This window comes from Brevundimonas sp. KH_058 (assembly GCF_057838505.1).
Map to the genome: position 1 here is coordinate 965,282 of NZ_CM174469.1, position 20,971 is coordinate 986,252.

The window sequence follows — 20,971 nt, forward strand, 5'->3', positions numbered from 1 at the left end:
CGGCCCGACGCATGAAAAAGGGGCGCGGTCTGACGACCGCGCCCCTTTTGTCATTTCAAGCTGACGCGGCTTACTGCGCCGGCGTCAGATATTTGTTCAGCCAGCCGAACACTTCATTGTGCCATTGCAGGCTGTTGGCCGGTTTCAGCACCCAGTGGTTCTCGTTGGGGAAGACGATCAGGCGGCTGTCGATGCCGCGACGTTGCAGCGCCGTATAGGTCGACAGGCCCTGGGCCGTCGGAATGCGGAAGTCGCGGTCGCCCTGAACCACCAGCATCGGCGTCTTCCAGTTCTCGACATGGTTGGCCGGGTTGAACTTCTGATAGCCCTCCGGCTTGTCCCACGGGGTGCCGCCGTATTCCCACTCCGTGAACCACAGCTCTTCGCTGGAATAGCCCATGCCAAAGGTGTCGAAGACGCCGTCGTGGTTGACCAGGCACTTGAACTCGTTGGACCAGTTACCGGCGATCCAGTTGATCATATAGCCACCGTACGACGCGCCGAGCGCGCAGGCGTTGTCGCCGTCCAGGAAGCTGTATTTCGCTTGAGCCGCCGCCCAGCCCTTCTGCAGGTCTTCCAGCGGGCGATCGCCCCAGTGTTGGCTGATCGCGTCGGTGAAGGCCTGGCCGTAGCCGGTCGAGCCGTGGAAGTCGATCATCACCACCGCATAGCCGGCGCCGGCGTAGGTCTCGGGATTCCAGCGATAGGACCAGCCGTCGCCGAACGAGCCCTGCGGCCCGCCGTGGATCAGGAAGGCGACCGGATATTTGCGGCCCTCGACATAGCCGGCCGGCTTGATGACATAGCCGTGGACCGTCTCGTTGTTCCAGCCGGGGAAGCTGAACTGCTCATACTCGCCGAACTGTTTGGCGTCGAAGGCCGGGTTGGCGTTGGTCAGGCGCAACGGCATTTCGCGACCCAGGAAGGTCTTGAAATAGAGGTCGCTGGGGGCCTTCAGACTGTCTTGAGCCAGGACAAAACCCGACGGCGTCTGCTGGAAGGCCGAGACGTGGCCCGCGCCCGTGATCGGCGTCACCACGCCGTTGCGCGTATCCACCGAGAACAGTTTGGTCGAACCGACGTCGCCCGCCGTCGTGTACAGCGTCTGGCCGTCGCGCGACCATTGCAGGGTGTCCGCCGACCGGTCCCAGTTCGAGGCGATCTCACGCTTCTGGCCGGTTTCGACATCCATCAGCACGATCTGATAGCGATCCGCCTCGAAGCCCGGCCGCGCCATGGCGCGATAGGCCAGGGTCCGTCCGTCCGGCGAGAAGACCGGGCCGGTGTCCCAGGCGTCGTTGTCGTCGGTCAGGTTGGTGAAGGTGCCGTCGCCGGTCAGGCCGTTGGTCTTCCATAGGTCGAAGTTGGTGCTCCACGGCTCGGTCTGACCCGCCAGACGCGCCGAGAAGACCACGGCGTCACCCGCCGGCGTGAAGACGAACTCGCTCTCGTCGCCGAACGGCTTGGACGGCGTGTCGCCATCGAAGCCCTTGGTAATCCAAGAAGGCGTTCCCGTCGCCTTGCCGTCGCGGCCGATGGACTGGACGAACAGGTGGTTCTGGGTGTGGTCGTTCCAGGTGTCCCAGTGACGCACGAACATGCGGTCATAGACCTGACCCGTCGTCTTTTGCTCGGCGATGGCCTTGCCCTGTTCGACCGAGGCGTTCAGGTCGGCCGCGTTCGGATAGACCGCCAGAGACACCGCCACCTTGTCGCCCGTCGGGCTGATCCGATAGGCGTTCACGTCGGTCGGCAGGTTGGTCACCTGCACCGGCGCCGACGTGGGCGAGGCCACACGCCAGACCTGGCTCGCGCCCGACTTGCCCGACAGGAAATACAGATTGCCGTCCCCGCCCCAGCGCGCGGTGTTGGCGCCCTGATCCGAGATCGCCAGGCGACGCGGCGCAGTGTCCGGCGCGTTCAGGTCCAGGATCCACAGGCTGCCCGCGCGGCGGTTGGCGTCCACGTCCGTGGTGGTGACCGAATAGACGACATAACGGCCGTCCGGCGACACCTGCGGATCGCCCAGCCGGTTGGCGGTGATCATGTCCTTATAGGTGAAGGCGTCGGGCGTCGCGGGCGCTGCGGGAACCGGGGCGGGCGGAACCTGGGCCAGGGCAGGAACGGCGCTCATCAGGGCGACAGCCGCGCAGGCGGCGGACAGAAGGGAACGGTGACGCATCAAGCTCTTCCTCGGAAATCTTGCTGCGCCAAGGCGTAGCACCGCCGTTCGCCAGGCGGAAGTTGTCGCGAACGACTGGCTTAGCTAAGATAGTGGGTCCAAGGAGCGCGACATGACCACCGTCACCGTCCACCACGCCAAGACCCATCTTTCCAAACTGATCGCCGCCGCCGAACGCGGCGAAGAGGTCGTCATCGCCCGCGGTGACAAGCCCGCCGTGCGGATCGTGCCGTTCGAACAGGCCGCCAAGGTGGAACGCAAGCCCGGCCGACTTAAGGGTCTCATAGCGATGGACGACCGCTTCTTCGAGCCCTTGCCTGAGGATGAACTGCGCCTGTGGGAGGGTCGCGGCGAATGAGACTGCTGCTCGACACCCACGCCCTGATCTGGTGGATGTCCGGCGAGGCGGGCCTCAGCCGCTCCGCCGAAGCGGCGATACGGGACGGCGGCAACAGGGTCTTCGTCAGCGCGGTCTCGGCCTATGAGATTGCGCTCAAACATGGCATGGGTCGCCTTCCGCAGGCCGCGCCTCTGGCGGAACGGTTCGAGGCCGAGGTCGAGCTCGAAGGGTTCGCCATCCTTCCCATCACCGCCCGCGAGGCGTCGCAAGCCGGCCGCATGGACAATGCCCACCGCGATCCGTTCGACCGGCTGCTGATCGCCCAGGGCCTGCTCAACGACCTGACGCTCGTGTCCAACGAGCGCCTGTTCGACAGTTTCGGGGTCGCCCGGATCTGGTGAACTACTGCGCCGCCGTATAGCGGCCGACCCAGTCCAGGATTTCCTGCTGCCAGTCGACCCAGGTGCGCGGCTTCAGCACCCAGTGGTTCTCGTCCGGCACATGGACGAAGCGGCTGGGCACGCCCTGACGCTGCAAGGCCGAGAAGGTCGCCAGCCCCTGCTCCATCGGCACGCGGAAGTCCTTGGACCCGTGCAGCACCAGCATCGGCTTCTTCCAGTCGCCGACGAAGGCCTCCGGGTTGAAGGCGTCGTACACCTCTTTACGCTCCCAGGTCGGCCCGCCGAACTCGTGGATGAAGTTGCCGATATCCATGGCGTTCATCAGCTGGGGCACGTCGAACACCCCGGCGTGGTTGACCAGGCAACGCCACGGCCCGTTCCACTTGCCTGCGATCATATTGACCATATAGCCGCCGTAGGAGGCGCCCAGGGCGCAGGCTCGGTCGCCGTCGATCCACGGATTGCTGGACAGGGCCGCCGCCCAGCCCTTCTCCAGATCCTCCAGCGGCCGGTCGCCCCAGTGGTCGTTGATGGCGTCGGTGAAGGCCTGGCCGTAACCGGGCGAGCCGTGGAAGTTGATCATCACCACCGCATAGCCTGCGGCCGTATAGGTCTGGGGGTTCCAGCGGTAGGAGAAGCTCTCGGTCCAGGGCGATTTCGGCCCGCCATGGATCAGATAGACGGCCGGATAGCGCCGCCCTTCGACCGCACCGGCGGGTTTGAACACCCAGCCCTGCACCGGCTCGTTGTTCCAGCCGGCGAAGGTGAAGGCCTCGCCCTTGGGCAGGTCCAGTTGCGCCAGCACCTCGGCGTTCTGGCGGCTGATCTGGCGCGGTTCGCTATTGGTGTGGACGAAGATCTGCGCCGGAGCGACGAAGCTCTCGTGGGCGTAGGCCAGGACGCCCTCCACCTCTTCATAGGATCCGACCGTGCCGGTCCCGGTCAGGGGCGTGACCCTGCCGTTGCGTGAATCGACCGAGAACAGCCGGTTCTGGCCCTCGTCCGCCGCCGAGACCAGCAGCGACCGACCGTCGGTGCGCCATTGCAGCCCGCCCGCACCGCGATCCCAGTCCGTCAGCTTCCTCGCACCCGAGCCGTCAGCGTTTGCGACCCACACCGCCGCCTGATCGCCGCCAACATTCTCGCGCGGCGCCGACAACCAGGCCAGTTGGCGACCGTTCGGCGAAAAGACGGGATTGCCGTCCGACCCCTTGTTCGCCTCGGTCAGATTGACCGGCGCTCCACTCTCCAGCGTCACACGGAAGACATCGCTGTTGCTGGTGAAGGGTTCGCCCGCCCCTTGCGTCTGGGTTCCGTAAACCAGCGTCCGCCCGTCCGGTGAAATGTCGAAGCTGGAATCGCCCGCCGAGACATCGGCGTCGAGGTCCGAAAGCAGGTCGCGCGGCTCGCCTCCACCCAGGCCCGATCCGTTCAGGGGCTGGACGAACAGATGGGTGCGGCGCGTATCGACCCAGTGATCGAAGTCGCGCAGCGGCAGCCGGTCATAGGACTGGATCGTCGACTTGCCCCGCTCATCCAGCCGCGTCTTGGTGCAGGCCAGGGCGTCGCAATCGACGAAGACCGAGACCGCCAGCACCAGCGACTTGCCGTCCGGCGCGATGCGGAAACCCGACACATCGAACGGCAGGGTCGTCACCTGTGCCGCCGCCATGCCGGCCGCATCCGTGCGCCAGACCTGGTTCGATCCACCCCGCGACGACAGGAAATAGAGGGCCCCGCCGTCCGGCGCCCAGCGCGCGCCCGAGGCGCCACCTTCGGAAATCGCCAGCCTGCGCGGCTCTCCCCCCGCGACATCCGCCAGCCACAGGCCGTTGACGCCCTTGTTGCCGTTCCAGTCGGTGGTGCGCACGGCGTAGACGATCTGGCGACCGTCAGGCGAGACGCGCGGCTCGCTGACCCGCTCCATCATCGCCAAGTCCTTCAGCGACAAACCGCGCGGTTGGGCCTGGGATGGAGGCGCCGCGGCCTCGACCGGCGCAGGCGCCGCCTGCTGAGCGAACGCCGGCGCGGCGGCCAGCATCAGACTTCCAAAGGCGGCGGCCGCCATCCAGCGCGAACGCGTCATGTCTCAACTCCCCACAGGTTTTCGCCAGTGATAGGGGTCGCCTGACGGATCGCCAAGCTCACAGGACGCCGCGCATCTTGCCCCTTCCGACCGAACCGGCGACAAGCGTTCATCCATGACCGCATCCTCCACACCCGCACGGCGCAGGCCTCACATCGTCGATGTGCTGATCGCCGAACGCGCGCCGCGCCTGACCGCCTCGCACCTATGGCCCGTGGTGCGCCCGGCCCTGTATGGCGTGCTGGGCTATGGGGCGGCGGTGCGGATGGCCGACGCCATCCAGCCCCTGTCGGGGACGCAGACCTTCGACTACGTGTCCGACCTGCTGAAGCTGAAGGTGGCGGCGACCAACCTGGACCGCCTGCCCGCGACCGGCCGATGCATCGTCGTGTGCAACCACCCCACCGGCATCGCCGACGGGGTCGCCGTGTTCGACGCGATCAAACGGCGACGCAGCGACATGATCTTCTTCGCCAACGCCGACGCTATCCGCGTCTCGCCCCGGCTGGACGAGACCATCATCCCCGTCGAATGGGTCCACGACAAACGCACCCGCGAAAAGACCCGCGCCACCCTGACCGCCGCCAAGGAGGCGTTCGAGGCCGAACGCTGCGTCGTCATGTTCCCCGCCGGTCGTCTGGCGCGCGAGAGGAACGGCGTCCTGACCGACCCCGAATGGGCGCCGACCGCCGCCTCGATGGCGCGCAAATACGATGCGCCGGTGATCCCCATGCACGTCACCGGCCCCTACAGCCGCCTGTTCCACCTGTTCGACAAGGTCTCGCAGGAACTGCGCGACGTGACCCTGTTCCACGAACTGCTGAACAAGGCGAACAAGCCGTTCGGCGTCGATGTCGGCCTGCCCATTCCCGCCGACCGGCTGGACGTGGACGCCGCAAAGGCGACCGAGGCGTTGAAACACTTCACGGAACGCACCCTGGCCGCCGATCCAGACGCGGTGTTCGCATGAAGATCGAACTGCCCGACGCCGAGGCCACCACCGCCCTGGGCCAGGCCATCGCCCCCCTGCTGGCGGCGGGCGACAGCCTGCTGCTCTACGGACCGCTGGGCATGGGCAAGTCGACCCTGGCGCGCGGCCTGATCCGCGCCCTGACCACGCCGGACGAAGACGTGCCCAGTCCGACCTTCACCCTGGTCCAGTTCTACGAGTCCGATCCGCCCGTCGCCCATTTCGACCTCTACCGCCTGACCCGGCCGGAAGAGGCCTTCGAGATCGGGCTGGACGAGGCGCTGGACGAGGGTTGCGCCGTCATCGAATGGCCCGAGCGTCTGGGCGAGAAGCCTGAGCGGTTCCTGGGGCCGGACCAGCTGATCATTGAAATCTCCGAACAGGGCGACGGCCGCCTTGCGACCGTTTCCGGCGTAGGCCGATGGGAAACGGGACTGAAGGAATTGCATGTCTGATCGCGAAGCCCTCCGTCTCGACTTCCTGGCGTCCGCCGGTCTGGCCGACGCCGTGCGCACCCCCCTGCCCGGCGACGCCTCGACGCGACGTTACGAGCGGCTGACGCCCGCGACCGGCCCAACCCTGATGCTGATGGACCAGGCCCCCGCCGCCGAAAGCCCGCCCGCCGATCCGGCCTGGACGCCCGAGCAGCGCCACGCCGCCGGCTGGAACGCCGTCGCCCGCCTGTCCGCCGGCCGGATCGAGGCCTTCGCCGCCGTCGCCGCCCACCTGAAGTCGCTGGGCCTGTCCGCCCCCGACATCCCGGCCCTGGACGCCCCCAACGGTCTGGCGGTGCTGGAGGATTTCGGCGACGCCCTGTTCGCCCGCGTGATCGAGGAAGGCGCCGACGAGACGCCGCTGTATCTGGCCGCCATTGAGGCCCTGGCTGTCCTGCACGAGGCCGAAACCCCGCCGCAGACCCTGCACGGCCCCGGCGGCGAATGGCCGCTGCTGACCTATGACGAGGCGGCGCTTCAGGGGGGAGCGGATCTGTTCGTCGACTGGCTGCCGAAGCTGGACGAGCGCGTCGCCTTCGACGACGACGCCATCGCCGACTGGCGCGCGGCCTGGGCGCCCATCGTCGCCTCGGGCGCGGCCGGGGCCTCGGTCATGGCCCACCGCGACTATCACGCCGAGAACCTGATCTGGCTGCCCGAGCGTGAAGGCCCCGCCCGCGTCGGCATGATCGACTTCCAGGACGCCGTTTGCGCCCACCCAAGCTGGGACCTGCATTCCCTGTTGCAGGACGCCCGCCGCGACGTCTCCCCCGCGCTGGAGGCCCAGGCCCTGGACCGCTATTTCTCCCTGCGTCCCGGCGTGGACCGCGCCGCCTTCATGGCCGACTACGCCGGGCTCGCCGCCCTGAACGAGGCGCGCATCATCGGCATCTTCGCCCGTCTGATCGCCCGCGACGGCAAGCCGCGCTACGCCCGCTTCCTGCCGCGCATGTGGCGGCATCTCAACGCCAATCTGGAACAACCGGCCCTGGCGCCCGTCGCCCGCTGGTTCGACCGGCACGTTCCAGCCGAGGTTCGCGTATGACCCATGCTCCCAAGACGGCGATGGTGCTGGCCGCCGGCCTGGGCACCCGCATGCGCCCTCTGACCGATGACCGGCCAAAGGCCTTGGTCGATGTCCAGGGCCGCGCCCTGATCGACCATGTGCTGGACCGGTTGTCGGACGCAGGCGTCGAAAAGGCCGTGGTCAATGTCCACTGGTTCGCGGACCGTCTGGAAAGCCATCTGGCCGCGCGCGAACGCGGCCCGCAGATCGTCATCTCCGACGAACGCGCCGAACTGCTGGAGACCGGCGGCGGGCTGAAGAAGGCCCATCCCCTGTTGGGCGAGGATCCCGTCTTCGTCGCCAATATCGACAGCGTCTGGATCGACCGGGGCGATGCGCTAGGCGATCTGGTCCGCCTGTGGAACCCCGAGACGATGGACGCCGCGCTGCTGCTGGCCCGCCGCGAAGGCTCCATCGGCTTCGAAGGCGACGGCGACTTCTTCGTGCGCGACTCCATTTCTGGAGAGGGGGGCCGCCTGGCCTTCCGGGGCGCGGCCGCATCGGCGCCTTACGCCTATATGGGCGTCCACATCACCCGGCCCGGCTATGCCGACAACGGCTGCGAAGGCCCCTTCTCCCTCAGCCCACTGTGGCGCAAGTCCGCCGCCCAGGGCCGTCTGTTCGGCTGCATCCTCGACGGCGACTGGATGCACGTCGGCGACCCCCAGGCGCGGGATCAGGCCGAGGCGAAACTGGCGGGAGACGCGTGAGCGCCTTCGATCCATTCGCGGACCTCCCTCAAGCAGCCGACCGCCGCGCGGGCGGCGCTAGGGAAACAGGAATGTGCCCCCGCTGGTACGCCATCCCCGCGCACCGGCCCTTCCTTGAAGACCTGGCCGCCGGCGTCCTGGCCTGGCTGGGCGAGCTGCCGCCCGAGACCCTGTCGGACGCCACCATCCTGCTGCCCAATCGCCGGGCCGCGCGCGCCTTCACCGGCGCCCTGTCGAAACTGTCGGGCGACCGACCCATACTGCTGCCCCAGGTCCGTCCGCTGGGCGATCTGGAGGAGGACGAACCGCCCTTCACGCCCGGCGCCCTGGGCCTGGACATGCCGCCCGCCATCCCCGCCCTGACACGCCGATTCGAGATGGCGCGGATGATCGTCGAACAGTTCGACAGCACCTTGACGCCGATGCGCGCGCTAGACCTGGCAGACGCCTTGGGCGGCTTCCTGGATTCCTGCCAGCTGGAAGAAATCCCCAATCCCGAACGGATCGCGACCCTGGTCGACGGCGAGATGGCCGAACACTGGGAGCGGTCGGCCGAATTCCTGGGCCTCGCCGTCACCGCCTGGCCCAAACGTCTCGCCGAACTGGGCCTGGTCGATCCGGCCTGGCGCCGCGCCACCCTGCTGCGCCGCCTCGCCGAACTGTGGGACGCTAATCCTCCGACCCAGGCCGTCATCGCCGCCGGTTCGACCGGCACCGTCCCCGCCGCCGGCGACGTGCTGAAGGCCGTGGCCAGGGCGCCTCTGGGCTGCGTCGTCCTGCCTGGTCTCGATTTGGATCTGGACGCCGGCGTCTGGGACCGGCTGGACGAACAGCATCCGCAAAGCGCGATGAAACGGCTGCTGGACCGCTGTGATATCGCCCGCGAGACCGTCCGTCCCTGGTTCCGCCCCGCCGTCTCCCCGGCCGTCGCGGCGCGTGGCCTGGCCCGCCAGAGACTGGTCAACGAGGCTCTGCGTCCGGCCGAGGCCACCGACGACTGGCGCGGCGCCATTCGTGACATCCGTTCGGCCGCCGTCGCGCGCGGCGAGGCCCGCGACCCCATCGCCGAGGGGTTGCAAGGCCTGTCCCTGTTGACCGTCCGCGCCGAGGAGGAGGCCGCCGCCGCCATCGCCCTGATGATGCGCGAGACGCTGGAAACCCCCGGAAAAACCTGCGCCCTGATCACGCCGGATCAGGCCCTGGGCCGCCGTGTCGCCGCCCGGCTGGAGCGCTGGGGCGTGATCCCGGATTCCTCGGCTGGCAGCCCCCTGTCGCGCCTGCCCGCCGGCGCCCTGGTCGATCTGTGCGCCCGCTGGATCGCCGATCCGGTCCAGCCCCATCTGCTGCTGGCCGTCGTAAAACATCCGCTGGCCCGGTTCGACCTGGGCGACGCCTCTCAAGCCGCAGGGGTCGCCGCGCTGGAGGAGCACGCCCTGCGCGGTCCTCGCCCGCGCGACTTCGCCGCCATCCATCGCCGCCTGCTGGAGGCGGTCCAGCCCGACCGGCGCGGCAAGGCGTCGCCCGAATGGAAACAGGACCGGCTGTCGGCCGCGACCCGGCTGGTCGAGCATCTGCAGGCCGCCGTCGAGGCCGCCACAGCCGCCTTCACACCCGACGCCGACCTCAACCTCGCCGCCTCGGCCCTGACCCGGCTGATCGAAACCTTGGCCGGCCAGAACGCCTGGGCCGGTCCCGACGGCGAGGCCGCCGCCGCCCTTCTGTCCGGTTTGATCGAGGGCGGGGCGTCATTGGGTCGTATCCGCCGCGTGGAACTGGCCGAACTGGTCACGTCCCTGGTCAAGGAAAACGTCGTGCGGACCGGCGGCGCGACCCATCCGTCGCTGCGGATTCTCGGGGCCATCGAGGCCCGTCTGGTGCGCGCCGACCGGATGATCCTGGCCGGACTGGAGGAAGGCGTCTGGCCCCAGGCCGCCCCGACCGACCCCTTCCTGTCGCGCCCGATGCGCAAGGCCCTTGGCCTGCCCCCGCCCGAACGCCGCCTGGGCCAGACGGCGCAGGACTTCGTCCAGGCCGCCTGCGCCGACGAGGTGATCCTGATCCACAGCGAGCGACGCGGCGGCCAGCCCGCCGTGCGCTCACGCTGGCTGTGGCGGCTGGAGATGCTGACGCGCGGCGCCGACGCCAAGGACACGCCGGTCGCCATCGCCCGCCCGGCGGCCGTCATCGACTGGGCCCGCGCCCTGGACGCGCCTCCGCCTGGCCCGCCGCAGTTCGCCAAACGGCCGGAACCCCGCCCGCCGGTGCATCGCCGCCCGCGCAGCCTGTATGTCACCCGCATCGAACGCTGGGTGCGCGATCCCTACGCTATCTACGCCCTGTGGGTGCTGGGGGTTGAGGCGCTTGAGCGGCCCGGCGCTTCTGCCGAAGCGCTCGCACGCGGCAACGCCGTCCACGCCGCCGTCGAGCGGCTGACGCTGGACTGGCCCGACGTCCTGCCCGACGACGCCGAGGCCCTGTTGCACGGCCATCTGCTGCGCGAGCTAGGGGCGCGCGGCTTCGAGGATGCGGCCATGGCCCGCGAAGGCCCCCTGGCCCGCAACGCCGCCCGCTGGCTGACCGATTTCGAGCGGCGCCGGCGCGCGCGCGGCATCGACATTCTGGTCGAACAGCAGGGGACGATGACCTTCGACGCCCCCGCCGGGCCCTTCACGGTCAAGGCCTTCGCCGACCGGATCGAGCTGGCTTCCGACGGGGCGGCGGTGATGGACTTCAAGACCGGCGCGGCTCCATCCGCCAAACAGGTCAAGTCCGGCTTCGCCCCGCAACTGACCCTGACCGCCGCCATCCTGGCCGACGGCGGGTTCGCGCGCACCAACGGCCCGGTTACGCCCGACGAACTGACCTATGTCCGCGTGGTGGGGCGCAAGACGGCGGGCGAGGTCATCACCCGCGCCTCGGGGCTTGAGGCCGCCGACCTGGCCCAGGCCGCGCTGGACGGGCTGAAGCGCCGTATCGCCCGCTTCGACGACGAAAACACGCCCTACGTCTCCTGGGCCGCGCCTCAGTTCATGGGCAACCAGGGCGGCAACTACGACCATCTGGCCCGCGTCTGGGAATGGTCGGTCATCGGCGACGGGGACGAAGAATGAGCCTGTCGCCCCAGATCGTCTCCCCCCAGATCGTCGCCGCCGATCCGCGCCTGACCGTCTTCGTCACCGCCAACGCCGGTTCGGGCAAGACCACTACCCTGGTCAACCGGGTGGCGCGGCTGCTGCTGGACCAGGTCGATCCCGGCGCCATCCTGTGCGTCACCTATACCAAGGCCGCCGCCGCCGAGATGCAGGCGCGCCTGTTCGACCAGTTGGGTGGCTGGGCCGTGCTGGACGACGCCGCCCTGTCGAGCGAACTGGCCCGGCTGGACGACGGCGACCCGCAGGCGATGGATCATGCCGCCCTGTCGCGCGCCCGCAAGTTGTTCGCCCGCGCGCTGGAAACGCCCGGCGGCCTGAAGATCCAGACCATCCACGCCTTCTGCGAAAAGCTGCTGCGCCGGTTCCCGCTGGAGGCCGGGGTCTCGCCCCGCTTCACCGTACTGGAAGACCAGGCCGCGACCGCCCTCAGCCATTCCGCGCGCGAGGATCTGGCCCGCGCCGCCGTCGCCGATCCGGACGGCCCCACCGGCTCGGCCTACAGCCATTTCGCCGTCGAGCTGGACTGGCAGCGCTTCCAGGCCCTGCTGTCGATGATCGAGGCCAAGCGCGCCGACCTCTTGGACTATGTGGACCGCGCCGAGGCCGGAACCGCGCCCGATCCCTGGTCCCTCACCGGCGCCGAGCGCGACCGCGCGCCTGAGGATCTGGAACGGGACTTCGTCGCCTTCATCGATCCCGGCGAATGGAACCGCATGGCCGAGGCCATGGAGACCGGCTCGACCAACGACAAGAAGATCGCCGACGCCATGAGCGTCGCCGCCCCGCCCTATGCCGGTTTCACGGCCCTGGCCGGGGTCTTCTGCACCCAGGCGGGCGAACCGCGAAAGAGCATGGGCACCAAGTCGGCGCCGCAGGGGGCGGTCGGCTGGCTGGTCGATCTCCAGACGAAATTCCTCGCGACGCGCGAGGCCCTGCGCAAGGCGCGGATCGCCGACGACACGGTCAAGGTCCTGACCCTGGCCCGCGCCCACGCCGCCTTCTACGAAAACGCCAAACGGTCGAAGGGCGCGCTCGACTTCCCCGATCTGGTCGCCCGCGCCGCCGCCCTGCTGACCGAGAGCGGAGCCGCCGCCTGGGTGCTGTACAAGCTGGACGGCGGGGTCGATCACGTCCTGATCGACGAAGCCCAAGACACCGCCCCCGAACAATGGGCCATCGTCCGCGCCCTGACCGGAGAGTTCTATTCTGGCCAGACATCCGGCCGCACGGTCTTCGCCGTCGGGGACGAAAAACAGTCGATCTATTCCTTCCAGGGCGCCCGGCCCGAACGGCTGCGTCAGGAACGCGGCGCGTTTCTCGCCCTGGCCGAGGGCGCCGGCGAACCCTTCGCCGGGCCGGAGCTGAACACCTCCTACCGCTCGACCGAAGAGGTGCTGGCCTTCGTCGACGCCGTCTTCGCCGATCCCGATCGCACCCGCGCCCTGACCGGTCCGCAAGGCGACATCGCCCGCCACATCCCGGCCCGCATCGGCCAGCACGGCGCCATCGACCTGTGGCCCCTGTTCCTCGACGAACCCGCGCCCGAGACCGACGCCTGGGACGATCCTGTCGATCAGGAAAGCGCCGGCAGCGCCAGGAAACGCCTTGCCCGCGACCTGGCCCGCGAAATCCGCCGCCAGGTCGAAAGCGGCGTCGCCGTCTTCGATCGCAGCACCCTCGACCTGCGCCCTGCCGGCTATGGCGACTACATCGTCCTGGTCCGCCGCCGCGACGCCACGTTCGAGGAGATCATTCGCGCGCTGAAGACCGAGGGCGTGCCGGTCGCCGGTGCCGACCGGCTGAAACTGTCCAGCCATATCGTGTTCGACGACCTGATCTCGCTGGCCCGTTTCGCGCTCTTCCCCGACGACGACCTGTCCCTGGCCGAGGTCCTGCGCAGCCCCCTGTGCGACGTGGACGAGGACGGCCTCTATGCGCTGGCCGGGCGCGAAAACCGCAAGTCCGGCCAGCTTTGGCGCGACCTGCGCGACCGGGCGCACGAACGCCCCGAATGGATCCGCGCCCGCGATGCGCTTCAGTCCGCCATAGCCGCACGCGGCGGCGACCCGTTCGCCTTCTTCTCCCATGCCCTGAACCGCGTGGACGACACAGGCCGCTCCGGCCGCGCCCGCATCCTGGCCCGGCTGGGCCGCGAGGCGGAAGAGGCTATCGACGAGACCTTGAACCAGGTGCTGGCCGCCGAGAACCGGGGCGCGGTTGATCTGGAGACCTGCCTGGCCCAGCTGGAGGCCGCCGACGTCGAGGTGAAGCGCGAACTGGAGGGGGCGCGCGGCGAGGTCCGCGTCATGACCGTCCACGGCGCCAAGGGGCTGGAGGCGCCCATCGTCATCCTGCCCGACACCACCATGAAGGCGAAGGCGCAGGGCCCCTCCATGATGCCGGCCGTCACGCTAGAGGGCGACGGCGAGGCCTGGCTGATGGCGCCCGGTTCGGCGAAGGACGACTGCCCCGCCTCGGCCGACGCCCGCGCCGCGCGCCAGACCCGCACCGACGACGAGACCCTGCGCCTGCTCTATGTCGCCCTGACCCGCGCCCGCGACCGCGTCATCGTCATGGGCCGCGCCTCCAGCCGGGGCGCCGAGGCCGGCAGCTGGTGGTCGATCATCGAAGAGACCTTCGACCGGTTGGGCGATCAGGCGCGCGAGGTCGATAATGGCGTGCGCCGCTACGGCGTCGATCCCGAACGCCGCCCGGTCGCCGACGCCGAAATCCGTTCCGCCGCTACCCTTCCCGCCTGGGCCGCCGCCTTGCCTCCGGCCGACGCCGCCGCCCGCTTCGCCTCGCCGTCGCGGATGGAGGGATCGATCCGCATCCCCGCCCCCTCGCCCCTGGCCCGCAGCGCGGCTGGCGGCGCGGCCCTGGGCCGGTTCCGGCGCGGCGACCTGATCCACCGGCTGCTGGAGCGTCTGCCCGAGATCGCGTCCACCGACCGTCCCGACGCGGCCCGTCGCCTGCTGGCGCGCGAGACTGATCTGGACGAGGCCCAGCGCGCCGAGATGATCGCCGCCGCCTTCTCGGTGCTGGACGACGCCCGCTTCGCCCCCGTTTTCGGTCCCGGCTCCCGCGCCGAGGTCGCCCTGACCGGCGCACTGCCTGGCCCGTCGAGCGTGGCGATCAATGGCCGCATCGACCGGCTGGTGGTCACGCCCGAACGGGTGCTGGTCGTCGACTACAAGACCAACCGCCCCGCCCCGGACGCCATCGCGGCCGTTGATCCCGCCTATGTCCTGCAAGCCGCCGTCTATGTCGCCGTGCTGAAACGCCTCTACCCCGACCGCCCGATCGAGGCCGCCCTGGTCTGGACCGACGGCCCGAAACTCATGCCCATCCCGCAGGCCATGCTGGACGCCGCGCTCACGCCTTAACTGCCGTCATCCTTGGGCTCGACCCGAGGACCGGGCGTCGATCGGGCTGTGCGTAGCCGTCTTCGCACGAGCGACGGAACATCCGATCCTCGGGTCGAGCCCGAGGATGACGGACGGAGAGAGGGTGTGACGGCGGGAGTTGAATTGCCCGCGATTCGCTCCCACATCTTCAACCGAACCCGGACGCATCCGGCCAACCCCCATTCGCGCTCAAGCAGCGAGGCCCCGCGGGCCGAGCGCTAGCCCCCCAAGGAGCCATTTATGGCGACGGTAAAAGTCACCGACGAAAGCTTCGACGCCGACGTCCTGAAATCCTCCACCCCCGTGCTGGTGGATTTCTGGGCCGAATGGTGCGGCCCCTGCAAACAGATCGGCCCGGCGCTGGAACAGATCGCCGACGAACTGGGCGACAAGGTCACCGTGGCCAAGATCAACATTGACGACAGCCCCATGACCCCGTCCAAGCTGGGCGTGAAGGGCATCCCGACGCTGATGTTGTTCAAGGACGGCCAGATGACCTCGATGAAGGTCGGCGCCATGCCCAAGGGCAAGATCGTCGAATGGTTGGCAGAAGCCGGCGTCAAGGCCGACGCCTGATCCTTATCTACCTGTGAAGATCAAACGCCCGCCGGTCCCGACCGGCGGGCGTTTTCATGCTAGGATGCCATCATGAGCGACGAAGACCCCCCGATCCCCGCCCCGATTTCTGACGAAGAGATTCCCGGGGAAACCTCCGTCCAGCGCGCCCTGCGCCTGAAGAACGCGGCGCTAGACGGCAGACCCAAGGCCCCTCGCGGCGGCCGGTTCCAGCGCGAACAGAACGCCCGGATCGCCGCCGGCAAGTCGCGCCCCTGGATGAGCAAGTAAGCACATTTTCCCTCCCCCTGCGGGGGAGGGTCGTCGCGCAGCGACGGGGTGGGGGCGGCCCGGCAAGGCCGCACTTGCTTGGCTAAAGAGAAGTCCGTGGGGCGTCGCCCTGCCGCCCCCACCCGGTCTCGCCTTCGGCTCGACCACCCTCCCCCGCAGGGGGAGGGAGAAGCCAGTGCTTAAACCGGCCAGGTCTCTCGACTGGCCCCCAGCACCTCGCCCGCCAGATACAGCGACCCACAGATCGCCACGCGGCCGGCGCCGAGACGCAGCGCCAGGTCCAGCGCATCGCTCACCGATCCCGCCGGCGTCGCCGCCAGTCCATGCCCGCGCGCCACAGCCGCAAGAGCGACGGGATCGGCCGCCGCCCCGTCGAAGCCGACGGTGAAGACCGTCGCGTGGCTGTCCTTCAGGGCGGCGAAGAAGCCGCCCGCGTCCTTGTTCGACAGCATGCCGCAAATCAGGGCCAGCGGACGCGGCGCGCGCGCCTGACGCTCGGCCAGAAACGCCGCCAGCGCCTTTGCGGCGTGGGGATTGTGCCCCCCGTCCAGCCAAAGCTCGGCCTCGGCCGCCCGCGCCGCCTCGCCGTAAGGTCCGGCCGAAATCCGTTGCAGCCGTGCGGGCCAGCGCACGGCCTTCAGCCCTTCGGCGATCGCGGTTTCAGGCAGGTCCAGCTCGACCGCCGCCGCCACGGCCAGGGCCGCATTGTCGATCTGGTGCGCGCCCGCCAGCGCCGGCGCCGGCAGGTCCATGAACAGTTCGGCCGTCTGGAACGCCAACCCGCCCCGCTCGGCCCAGGCGTCGAAATCGACTCCCAGCACGGTCAGCCGCGCATGGACGTCGGCGGCGCGGCGCTCGATGGCCGCCATCGCCTCTTCGCGCTGGCGCGCGATCACGGCCGGCGCCCCGGCCTTCAGCACACCCGCTTTTTCCGAGGCGATGGCCGCCAGATCCGTGCCGAGGAACTCCGCATGGTCATAATCCACCGGGGCGATGACGCTGAGCAGCGGCCGCTCAATGACGTTTGTCGCGTCCAGCACTCCGCCCAGACCCACCTCGATGATGGCAAGGTCGGCGGGCGTCTCGGACATGGCCAGGAAGGCGGCGGCGGTCGTGCTTTCGAACACCGTGGCCTCGCTGTTCGTCTCGGCCATGACCGCCTCGATCCGGTCCAGGATGGCGTTCAGCGCCTCGTCCTCGATCAGCTTTCCCGCCAGACGAATCCGCTCGTTGAACCGCACCAGATGGGGCGAAGTATAGGCGTGAACCTTCAGGCCCGCCGCCTCGGCGATGGCGCGGATCAGGGCGACCGTAGAGCCCTTGCCGTTGGTGCCCGCCACATGGATCACCGGCGGCAGCTTGTGTTGCGGATCGCCCAGGGCGGCGCACAGCACGCGCATTCTTTCCAGCGACAGGTCGATCCGCTGGGGGTGGCGCGCACGTAGACGTTCGGAGACGGGATCCATCCGCCTCCTTTAGCCCCTGATTTCGAGAACCGCGACATGACTTCCAGGCCGGACATCAGAACGGCGGCCCGCATCGTCCTGGCGGCCGTCTTCCTCGGCGCCGGTGTGCTGCATCTGATGGTTCCCGGCCCCTTCGTGCGGATCACGCCGCACTGGGTCGCCGACCCAGCGCTAGTCGTGGCGCTGACGGGGATCGCCGAACTGCTGGGCGCGGCGGGGCTGATGATCCCGCGCCTGCGCGTCGTCGCGGGATGGGCGCTGGCCCTCTATGCGGTCTGCGTTTACCCCGCCAACGTCCAGCACGCCGTCGATGGCCTGACCTCAGGCACGGGGCTTGGATGGGCCTATCACGGCCCGCGCCTGCTGTTTCAGCCGGTCATCGTCTGGTGGTGCCTGTGGGCCTCGACCGCGATCGACTGGCCCTTCAAGCGGTCTCAGGCGGCGACGCGCGTGCCGCCCATCAGCATGGAGAGGATCTGACCCAAGGTACGCGGCAGGTCGGCGCGGGTCACGACCCGGTCCACCATGCCCTTTTCCTGCAGATATTCGGCGCGCTGGAACCCCGGCGGCAGTTTCTCGCGGATGGTGGCCTCGATCACGCGCGGACCGGCGAAGCCGATCAGGGCGCCCGGTTCCGCCAGATGTACGTCGCCCAGCATGGCGTAGGAGGCCGTCACCCCGCCCGTCGTCGGGTCCGTCAGGACCACGGCATAGGGCAGTTTGGCATCCTTCAGCTCTTCGATGGCCAGTGTGGTGCGCGCCATCTGCATCAGCGACAGGGCGCCTTCCTGCATCCGCGCGCCGCCGGCGGCGGTGAAACAGATCATCGGAACCTTGCGGGACACGGCCTCGCGCGCGGCCTTGATGAAGGCCTCGCCCGCCGCCATGCCCAGCGACCCGCCCATGAAGGTGAAGTCCTGAACGATCACGACCGCGTCCTGACCGCCAACCACGCCATAGCCGATGGCCATGGTGTCCTTGCGGCCCGACGCCTTGCGCGCCGCGCTCAGGCGATCCTTGTAGGACTTGCCGTCCGAGAATTTCAGCGGATCTTCCGGCACGTCCGGCGTATCGATGGCCTGGAACACGCCGCCGTCGAAGGTGGCCTTCAGGCGCGTCGGCGCATCGATCCGCATGTGACGGCCCGACGGCGTCACCCACAGCGACGCCTCCAGATCCGAGCGATACAGCATCTCGCCGCTGTCTGGATCCTTGACCCACAGATTGTCCGGCGTGTCGCGGCGCGACACGATCTTGCGGACACCGGGCGCGAAACGGCTCAGCCAGCCGCCGCGCTTTTCCTGAGGTTTGTTCTTGTCGACCATGGGCGGGCTCTTAGACGGTTTCCACCAGGGATGCACCAGTGCGCACGGACCGAACCGCATCGCCCAGCGCCTTGACCCTGGCCAGAACGCGCGGCGCGGCCGGTTCGTTCGCCGCCAGCGCCGCCGCAACCTCGTCCACCAGGGCCGAACCGACCACGACGGCGTCGGCCACGCGCGCGATCTCGGCGGCCCGTTCCGGCGTCTTGACCCCGAACCCGACCGCGACCGGCAAGCCGGAGGCTTTGCGCACCCGCTCCACCGCCGGGGCCACGACATCGGCGTTCGCTTCCTTCACGCCCGTCACGCCCGCCACCGCCACGTAATAGACGAAGCCCGATGTGCCCTGGACCACGACCTTCAACCGTGCATCGTCAGATGTCGGCGTCGCCAGGCGGATCAGCGAGATCGACACCTTGTCCAGCGCCGTGATCAGCGGACCGGCCTCTTCCGGCGGGCAGTCCACGACGATCAGCCCGTCGATGCCGCAGTCGGCCGCATAGGCGGCGAAGGCGTCATAGCCCAGGCTCTCGATCGGATTCAGATAGCCCATCAGCACGATCGGCGTGGCGTCGTCGCCTTTGCGGAATTCCTTGGCCAGATCCATGGTCGAACGCAGCCCGAACCCGGCCGCCAGACCCCGGATCGCCGCCCGCTGGATCGGCGGCCCCTCGGCCATCGGGTCGCTGAACGGAAAGCCCAGTTCGATGATGTCCGCCCCGGCGGCGGGCAGGCCGTTCAGGATCGCCAGCGCCTCCTCGCGCGACGGATCGCCTCCCATCACATAGGGAATGAAGGCCGCACGGCCCTCGGCCTTCAGCGCGGCGAAACGGGCGTCGATACGGGCGGTAGTCATTGTTGCGGCGATCCGGCGGGAGCGGCGGGCGGGGTCGCAGCAGCGGCCGCGCACACGTCGCCCGGAATGGTGGCGAAGCCCAGATAGGCGGGCAGTTCGGCGACGGCGGTCTTGGTGGTGTCGTAGAAGGCGACCATCTGCATGCCGTCGCAGCCGCCGGCCTCGCGGCGCTTGATGAAGACCACGCGGTTCTCGTCGCCGCCCGCCGCCAGCCAATTCTTGGACGCCAGGTCGGCGATATAGGCGTCGGCCAAGGCGCCGATCTGTCCCAATTGCGCCGTCACGCAATACGCCCGGCCTGTCAGATTGTTCAGCCCGCCGCAATCGGCCGACAGCTCCGCACCGGGCAGCAGACCGACATCGGCTGGGCCGCCTTGCGGCGCAGCCGGAGCCGGCGTCTGGGCCTGAACGGCGGCGGTGGACAGGGCGAGCGCGGCGGTCGCCGCCAGAAGGCTACGGATCACAGTTCCACTCCCAGATGTTTGGCGACCTGGAAGATGTCCTTGTCGCCGCGGCCCGACATCAGCAGGACGACGTCCCCGCCCTTGCCGACTTCGCGCGCCACTTCGCCCGTCCGCGCCAGAGCATGGGCCGGTTCCAGCGCCGGAATGATACCTTCCAGCTTCGAGCACAGTTGGAAGGCCTCCAGAGCCTCATTGTCGGTCGCCGAGCGATATTCGGCCCGGCCGATGTCGTGGAGCCAGGCATGCTCCGGCCCGATGCCGGGATAGTCCAGCCCGGCCGAGATCGAATGCCCCTCGACGATGTTGCCGTCCTCGTCCTGCAAAAGATAGGTCCGGTTGCCGTGCAGCACGCCTGAGCGGCCGCCCTTCAGCGACGCCGCATGGTCCGGCGTATCCAGCCCGTGCCCCGCCGCCTCGACCCCGATCAGCCGCACGGCCTCGTCCTCGATGAAGGGATGGAAGGCGCCGATGGCGTTCGATCCGCCGCCGATGCAGGCGACCACGGCGTCCGGGAGCCTGCCCATCCGGGCCATTGACTGGGTCTTGATCTCCTTGCCGATCACCGACTGGAAGTCGCGCACCATGGCCGGATAGGGGTGCGGACCCGCCGCCGTGCCGATGATGTAATAGGTGTCCGAGACATTGGTGACCCAGTCGCGCATCGCCTCGTTCATCGCGTCCTTCAGGGTCGCGGCCCCGGCCGTGACGGAGAAGACTTCCGATCCCAACAGACGCATGCGGAACACGTTCGGCTGCTGCCGCTCCACGTCCACCGCGCCCATATAGACGGTGCAGGGCAGACCGAACCGCGCAGCCACGGTCGCCGACGCCACGCCGTGCTGACCCGCGCCGGTCTCGGCGATGATGCGCGTCTTGCCCATGCGCCGCGCCAGCAGGATCTGGCCCATGCAGTTGTTGATCTTGTGCGCGCCCGTGTGGTTCAGATCCTCGCGCTTCAGCCAGATGTTGGCCCCGCCGAAATGCTCGGTCAGCCGCTCGGCGAAATAAAGCGGGCTCTCGCGACCGACATAATGGGTGAGGAAGCTGTCCAGCTCGGCCTGGAAGCTGGGGTCCGCCTTGGCCGCCTTATAGGCCGCGTCCAGCTCGTGGATCAGCGGCATCAGGGTCTCGGCCACGAACTGCCCGCCATAGGGACCGAACCGCCCCTGCGCGTCCGGCCAGGCGTAGGCGTTCGACAACGGCTGGGCG

18 protein-coding genes are annotated in these 20,971 nt (G+C 69.0%); 11 read left to right on the plus strand and 7 right to left on the minus strand.

Annotation, left to right across the window (positions count from 1 at the left end):
- Positions 1-70: 70 nt before the first annotated feature.
- On the minus strand, positions 71-2,182 hold the full coding sequence (locus AC3ISA_RS04565) for a S9 family peptidase (protein WP_489179528.1): 2,112 nt from the start codon (positions 2,180-2,182) through the stop codon (positions 71-73).
- A gap of 112 nt (positions 2,183-2,294) precedes the next feature.
- Here AC3ISA_RS04565 and AC3ISA_RS04570 point away from each other — a divergent pair, with 112 nt between their 5' ends.
- Positions 2,295-2,540: a type II toxin-antitoxin system Phd/YefM family antitoxin gene (locus tag AC3ISA_RS04570; protein WP_489179529.1), complete on the plus strand. Its 246-nt coding sequence runs from the start codon at positions 2,295-2,297 to the stop codon at positions 2,538-2,540.
- The gene (locus tag AC3ISA_RS04575; protein WP_489179530.1) at positions 2,537-2,923 is read left to right on the plus strand and encodes a type II toxin-antitoxin system VapC family toxin; all 387 of its coding nucleotides are present in this window, start codon (positions 2,537-2,539) and stop codon (positions 2,921-2,923) included. Before AC3ISA_RS04570 ends, AC3ISA_RS04575 begins: the two co-directional genes overlap by 4 nt.
- Before the next feature lies 1 nt (position 2,924).
- Here AC3ISA_RS04575 and AC3ISA_RS04580 read toward each other — a convergent pair whose 3' ends face one another.
- Complete coding sequence (locus tag AC3ISA_RS04580; protein ID WP_489179531.1) at positions 2,925-5,009, minus strand: alpha/beta hydrolase family protein; 2,085 nt, start codon at positions 5,007-5,009, stop codon at positions 2,925-2,927.
- Positions 5,010-5,124: 115 nt separating this feature from the next.
- On the opposite strand from AC3ISA_RS04580, the gene AC3ISA_RS04585 reads away from it, so the two are divergent.
- The 8 genes from AC3ISA_RS04585 (at position 5,125) to AC3ISA_RS04620 (ending at position 15,654) form a co-directional block, all read left to right on the plus strand.
- Positions 5,125-5,979: a GNAT family N-acetyltransferase gene (locus AC3ISA_RS04585; RefSeq protein WP_489179532.1), complete on the plus strand. Its 855-nt coding sequence runs from the start codon at positions 5,125-5,127 to the stop codon at positions 5,977-5,979.
- On the plus strand, positions 5,976-6,434 hold the full coding sequence (gene tsaE, locus AC3ISA_RS04590) for a tRNA (adenosine(37)-N6)-threonylcarbamoyltransferase complex ATPase subunit type 1 TsaE (protein WP_489179533.1): 459 nt from the start codon (positions 5,976-5,978) through the stop codon (positions 6,432-6,434). The genes AC3ISA_RS04585 and tsaE overlap by 4 nt, the downstream gene beginning before the upstream one ends.
- Positions 6,427-7,518 (plus strand): N-acetylmuramate/N-acetylglucosamine kinase AmgK, encoded by a 1,092-nt coding sequence (amgK, locus tag AC3ISA_RS04595; RefSeq protein WP_489179534.1) that lies wholly within the window; start codon positions 6,427-6,429, stop codon positions 7,516-7,518. The genes tsaE and amgK overlap by 8 nt, the downstream gene beginning before the upstream one ends.
- On the plus strand, positions 7,515-8,249 hold the full coding sequence (gene murU / locus AC3ISA_RS04600) for an N-acetylmuramate alpha-1-phosphate uridylyltransferase MurU (protein ID WP_489179535.1): 735 nt from the start codon (positions 7,515-7,517) through the stop codon (positions 8,247-8,249). The genes amgK and murU overlap by 4 nt, the downstream gene beginning before the upstream one ends.
- 71 nt (positions 8,250-8,320) lie before the next feature.
- Entirely contained in the window at positions 8,321-11,359 is a 3,039-nt protein-coding gene (gene addB, locus AC3ISA_RS04605) for a double-strand break repair protein AddB (RefSeq protein WP_489179536.1), read from the plus strand.
- Positions 11,356-14,787 (plus strand): double-strand break repair helicase AddA, encoded by a 3,432-nt coding sequence (gene addA / locus AC3ISA_RS04610; protein WP_489179537.1) that lies wholly within the window; start codon positions 11,356-11,358, stop codon positions 14,785-14,787. The genes addB and addA overlap by 4 nt, the downstream gene beginning before the upstream one ends.
- A gap of 261 nt (positions 14,788-15,048) precedes the next feature.
- Positions 15,049-15,384 carry a thioredoxin gene (gene trxA, locus AC3ISA_RS04615; protein WP_489179538.1) on the plus strand — a complete coding sequence of 112 codons (336 nt, stop codon included), beginning with the start codon at positions 15,049-15,051 and terminating at the stop codon, positions 15,382-15,384.
- Positions 15,385-15,456: 72 nt separating this feature from the next.
- Entirely contained in the window at positions 15,457-15,654 is a 198-nt protein-coding gene (locus AC3ISA_RS04620; RefSeq protein ID WP_489179539.1) for a hypothetical protein, read from the plus strand.
- Between the two features lie 179 nt (positions 15,655-15,833).
- On the opposite strand, the gene AC3ISA_RS04625 is transcribed toward AC3ISA_RS04620, so the two are convergent.
- Complete coding sequence (locus AC3ISA_RS04625) at positions 15,834-17,120, minus strand: bifunctional folylpolyglutamate synthase/dihydrofolate synthase (protein WP_489179540.1); 1,287 nt, start codon at positions 17,118-17,120, stop codon at positions 15,834-15,836.
- Positions 17,121-17,156: 36 nt separating this feature from the next.
- On the opposite strand from AC3ISA_RS04625, the gene AC3ISA_RS04630 reads away from it, so the two are divergent.
- Positions 17,157-17,600 carry a DoxX family protein gene (locus AC3ISA_RS04630; protein WP_489179541.1) on the plus strand — a complete coding sequence of 148 codons (444 nt, stop codon included), beginning with the start codon at positions 17,157-17,159 and terminating at the stop codon, positions 17,598-17,600.
- On the opposite strand, the gene accD is transcribed toward AC3ISA_RS04630, so the two are convergent.
- From accD to trpB, 4 genes are read right to left on the minus strand one after another with little or no spacing between them, the layout of a single operon-like run.
- Positions 17,555-18,445, minus strand: a complete 891-nt coding sequence (accD, locus tag AC3ISA_RS04635) for an acetyl-CoA carboxylase, carboxyltransferase subunit beta (RefSeq protein WP_489179542.1) — start codon at positions 18,443-18,445, stop codon at positions 17,555-17,557. The genes AC3ISA_RS04630 and accD overlap by 46 nt on opposite strands.
- A 10-nt stretch (positions 18,446-18,455) precedes the next feature.
- Complete coding sequence (gene trpA / locus AC3ISA_RS04640) at positions 18,456-19,298, minus strand: tryptophan synthase subunit alpha (RefSeq protein WP_489179543.1); 843 nt, start codon at positions 19,296-19,298, stop codon at positions 18,456-18,458.
- A complete protein-coding gene (locus AC3ISA_RS04645; RefSeq protein WP_489179544.1) occupies positions 19,295-19,762 on the minus strand; it encodes a hypothetical protein in 468 nt (155 codons plus the stop codon). Before AC3ISA_RS04645 ends, trpA begins: the two co-directional genes overlap by 4 nt.
- Entirely contained in the window at positions 19,759-20,961 is a 1,203-nt protein-coding gene (gene trpB, locus AC3ISA_RS04650) for a tryptophan synthase subunit beta (protein ID WP_489180073.1), read from the minus strand. The genes AC3ISA_RS04645 and trpB overlap by 4 nt, the downstream gene beginning before the upstream one ends.
- Positions 20,962-20,971: the final 10 nt, after the last annotated feature.

Excerpts from the sequence above, each read along its gene's own strand:
- AC3ISA_RS04565 (WP_489179528.1), bottom strand. The coding sequence starts at position 2,182 with ATGCGTCACCGTTCCCTTCTGTCCGCCGCCTGCGCGGCTGTCGCCCTG.
- AC3ISA_RS04570 (WP_489179529.1), top strand. The coding sequence starts at position 2,295 with ATGACCACCGTCACCGTCCACCACGCCAAGACCCATCTTTCCAAACTG.
- AC3ISA_RS04575 (WP_489179530.1), top strand. The coding sequence starts at position 2,537 with ATGAGACTGCTGCTCGACACCCACGCCCTGATCTGGTGGATGTCCGGC.
- AC3ISA_RS04580 (WP_489179531.1), bottom strand. The coding sequence starts at position 5,009 with ATGACGCGTTCGCGCTGGATGGCGGCCGCCGCCTTTGGAAGTCTGATG.
- AC3ISA_RS04585 (WP_489179532.1), top strand. The coding sequence starts at position 5,125 with ATGACCGCATCCTCCACACCCGCACGGCGCAGGCCTCACATCGTCGAT.
- tsaE (WP_489179533.1), top strand. The coding sequence starts at position 5,976 with ATGAAGATCGAACTGCCCGACGCCGAGGCCACCACCGCCCTGGGCCAG.
- amgK (WP_489179534.1), top strand. The coding sequence starts at position 6,427 with ATGTCTGATCGCGAAGCCCTCCGTCTCGACTTCCTGGCGTCCGCCGGT.
- murU (WP_489179535.1), top strand. The coding sequence starts at position 7,515 with ATGACCCATGCTCCCAAGACGGCGATGGTGCTGGCCGCCGGCCTGGGC.
- addB (WP_489179536.1), top strand. The coding sequence starts at position 8,321 with ATGTGCCCCCGCTGGTACGCCATCCCCGCGCACCGGCCCTTCCTTGAA.
- addA (WP_489179537.1), top strand. The coding sequence starts at position 11,356 with ATGAGCCTGTCGCCCCAGATCGTCTCCCCCCAGATCGTCGCCGCCGAT.
- trxA (WP_489179538.1), top strand. The coding sequence starts at position 15,049 with ATGGCGACGGTAAAAGTCACCGACGAAAGCTTCGACGCCGACGTCCTG.
- AC3ISA_RS04620 (WP_489179539.1), top strand. The coding sequence starts at position 15,457 with ATGAGCGACGAAGACCCCCCGATCCCCGCCCCGATTTCTGACGAAGAG.
- AC3ISA_RS04625 (WP_489179540.1), bottom strand. The coding sequence starts at position 17,120 with ATGGATCCCGTCTCCGAACGTCTACGTGCGCGCCACCCCCAGCGGATC.
- AC3ISA_RS04630 (WP_489179541.1), top strand. The coding sequence starts at position 17,157 with ATGACTTCCAGGCCGGACATCAGAACGGCGGCCCGCATCGTCCTGGCG.
- accD (WP_489179542.1), bottom strand. The coding sequence starts at position 18,445 with ATGGTCGACAAGAACAAACCTCAGGAAAAGCGCGGCGGCTGGCTGAGC.
- trpA (WP_489179543.1), bottom strand. The coding sequence starts at position 19,298 with ATGACTACCGCCCGTATCGACGCCCGTTTCGCCGCGCTGAAGGCCGAG.